This is a genomic window from Butyrivibrio sp., assembly GCF_024699075.1.
Genome location: NZ_JAILQF010000447.1, coordinates 1 through 3251, shown reverse-complemented (window position 1 = coordinate 3251; position 3251 = coordinate 1). Strand labels below are relative to the sequence as shown.

Here is a 3251-nt window from a genome sequence, read left to right as displayed (position 1 = left end):
TGATTTGTTACTCCAAGAGTTTAACCGTATTACTGTGAAGATTTCATATCTACCACCATACCACTTGATATTAATCCAAATTGTATATTATATACATACTATATTTTTCAAAATGTAGTCAACATATTTTGATTATATTTTTCATTCTAATAAAAAATGTAGTTGCAAACCGAAACTTCATTTCTCTCATTTTTGTAATAAATTAAATTAATTCGAAAAAAGGGAAGTGCAGAAACTGCACTTCCCTAGTGATTCTTAATATAAACTACTACCTTAAATTCTTTGAACCTATTAGCCTGCGTATATAACGAATGCTCGGCCATATATGCTTTCACATCGTCATATGTAAAAGTTAATGTTCCAGCGTAAGAATGCTTCTTAGCAGATGTAGTTTCTACTTTCCTCCATTTGCGATAGCTGCCTGAACTGGTGCGTCAAGTAACGACACTTTTTTAACTTTTATCTTTTTGAATACTTCGTACCCCTACCAGTTCCATATTTAACAACATATCCTGCCTTAACCAACGCATTCAACTTTCTAATAGTTTTGTCCTTGCTCCAATTTAGCTTTTAATCTATTAATTGAAAGCGAATAATCAGGTTTACATTGGCTTTTGCATTGAATGGAACTTCTATATTGAGGGTAAGCATTCCATCTTCTGCTATCTTCCAGTTCGATACGTATCTGCCGCCTGCGGTGGTCATACATGTATTAAAATGCCTGAATCTCATCGAAGGCTGAGGGCATATATCAGCTACCCTGAATCCGGCAACATGTGGTGTGATGCCCAGCTATAGCACGAAGTATCACTTAACTATTAAAGGCTTACTCAAGCCTCTCTGAACATAGCTCTTACTGTGAAGCACATGGTGGTAAAGCAAGCAAGTCCTCCCACAACATTACTGATTGGCTCTGCTGCAAAAACTCCGTCTGTTCCCATTTTAAGCAGATAAGGAAGCATGTAGGTAAGCGGCACTACTATGACAACTTTTCTAAAAAGTGAGAAGAATATAGCCTTGCCTTTAAGCCCCAGCGACTTAAAGGTTACCTGACCTGTATGCTGGAATGTCATAAAAATAAATGTCGAGAAATACAGATTAAAGGCAGGGATCGCATCAGCAAGGATAGTCTTATCATCACTGAATATACCGATTATATAGGCCGGGAAGAATCTGATGATCAGCCATATGGATACAGAATAGATCATATCAAGGATGAACATTATCACGATGGCATGCTTTATCCTGCCTGGCCTTTTGGCACCGTAGTTATAGCTTATGATAGGTGATGTTCCTTCTGTTATAGCAAGGATAGGTGTCTCCATCATCTGCCTTGCACTATTGACTATTGTCATAATAGATACGTAGATATCTCCGCCTACAGCTGATAGCACGTTGTTACAGGATATCTGGACTACAGCGTTTGTAAACTGCATTATAAAAGCTGCTGTACCAAGTCCTATGATGTTTCTGGCTCTTTTGCCGCACTTTTTGATCTCATCTATGGTCAGGAAGTGAAGTCTGTACTTACTGTCTTTTCTTAACAGGAACTTCATAACATAAGCGGCGGACAATGCCTGTGAGATGATAGTCGCAAGCGCAGCGCCTCTTATTCCCATGCCCAAAAGGAATATGAACACCGGATCAAGGATGATATTGGTAACAGCTCCGACAACGACTGTCGTCATGCCTATCACAGAGAAGCCCTGGGCTGTGATGAAGGGGTTCATCCCAGTAGCCACCATTGAGAAGATGGTCCCAAGAAGATATATACGAAGGTATGGAAGTGCATATACCATGTTTGACTCTGACGTTCCGAAGACGCTTAGTATCGGCTGCCCGAAAAGCTCTCCGACTGCGATAAGCACAGCTCCTGTCACCACCAGAAGAAAGAATGACGTATTCTGAAGAGCAGCTGCTTCCTTATCATCTTTTTTGCCCCTTGCTATAGAAAAAAGTGGTGCGCCGCCGCTTCCATACATGTTGGTAAAACCGGTGATAAGGATTACTATAGGAAAACAAAGCCCTACTGCTCCAAGAGCTTTTGTTCCTATAATCGGTATTCTTGCAATATATATCCTGTCTACTATGTTGTAGAGCAGGTTCAAGATCTGCGCAACCAGCATAGGCAGTGCTGTCGCAAGTATGTTATTTAAAGTTCTTCCTTTTTCAAAATCAATCTGTTTCATAACTACTTCCTGTTAAAGACTTTTTTTCAAATTTCGCACTTGCCAAACATACGCTACCCTCTGAGGCAGAGCCGATACGACCCGTTTATAATACATTTTCGTATCAGCTCTGCCTCAGCGCGTGTTTGGCAAGTGCGAAGTTTGAGTATGTTATTCAGTAATGTACTCTTTCATATTCTCAAATACTACTTCATATGCATCTGACCACATATGAATTCCGTCTATAGAATATTCTTCTTTGGTCTGTCCATCATCTCCTGTAAGACCCTTATTAACATCTATAAAGCTATACCCAAATTTCTGTGCAAGCTCACTTACTGCTTTGTTACTCTCATCAAGCCTTTCAAACCGCAGCTTTGCTGCCTTCTCAGCATCAGGCCAGGGCTGCCTTGCAGCGACCTGTACATTTACAGGATAATAGGCCATCATATAGACCTTAGCTTGGGGCAGCCTGTCTTTTATCTGAGTCAGTACCTTGCGATAATCTGATATAAGCTGTTCTTTAGTCTCTTCAGGCCTGCTGATATCATTGGTCCCTATGTTGATGAAGATCTTAGATGGCTCTAATTCAAATATCTGCTCTTCCATAGATTCAAGCATCTCAGGAATTGTATATCCGCCTATTCCGCGGTTATAGATAACCTGGTTCATGCCATGATTTTGCAGGATCTCATTTATAGGAAACTGCTCCATAAGAGATGAACCTGTAAACAGGATCTGCCCCTTCTTAACAAACCTGTTAAGATGCTGATACCTAACAACCTTATTCCTCTTCTCATTTTGAAAAAAATCACTTATAACTTCTTCTGCTTTCATTGTACACCCTCCCGTGTTAAGATTAGTCGCTGGCCATGGCAGTGCAGTGTTCTCGAAGACTTTGCACTTATGATAATCTCTGATTCTCTGGCAGCTAGATTTCAGGGAAAACATTGATACTTTTTTCCAAGAGAACGGGCTACTGTTCCAGCCAACTTATATCCTTGAAAATATGACTCAGGTTCTTAATTTCACCAAAAGAAAATTTGGCATAGGTGTTTTGCCTTACGCCTATGCCAAAGATGA

General features: G+C 40.2%; 3 protein-coding genes. All 3 read right to left on the bottom strand.

What is annotated here, in order from left to right; translation table 11 throughout:
• Nucleotides 1-570: 570 nt before the first annotated feature.
• Nucleotides 571-786, bottom strand: a complete 216-nt coding sequence (locus K6G87_RS20110) for an alpha-L-rhamnosidase C-terminal domain-containing protein (protein ID WP_442863379.1) — start codon at nt 784-786, stop codon at nt 571-573.
• A 44-nt stretch (nt 787-830) separates the two neighbouring features.
• Nucleotides 831-2189 (bottom strand): MATE family efflux transporter, encoded by a 1359-nt coding sequence (locus K6G87_RS17520; protein WP_296840157.1) that lies wholly within the window; start codon nt 2187-2189, stop codon nt 831-833.
• Nucleotides 2190-2339: 150 nt separating this feature from the next.
• Complete coding sequence (locus tag K6G87_RS17515) at nt 2340-3005, bottom strand: GDSL-type esterase/lipase family protein (protein ID WP_296840155.1); 666 nt, start codon at nt 3003-3005, stop codon at nt 2340-2342.
• Nucleotides 3006-3251: the final 246 nt, after the last annotated feature.

Excerpts from the sequence above, each read along its gene's own strand:
- K6G87_RS17520 (WP_296840157.1), bottom strand. The coding sequence starts at position 2,189 with ATGAAACAGATTGATTTTGAAAAAGGAAGAACTTTAAATAACATACTT.
- K6G87_RS17515 (WP_296840155.1), bottom strand. The coding sequence starts at position 3,005 with ATGAAAGCAGAAGAAGTTATAAGTGATTTTTTTCAAAATGAGAAGAGG.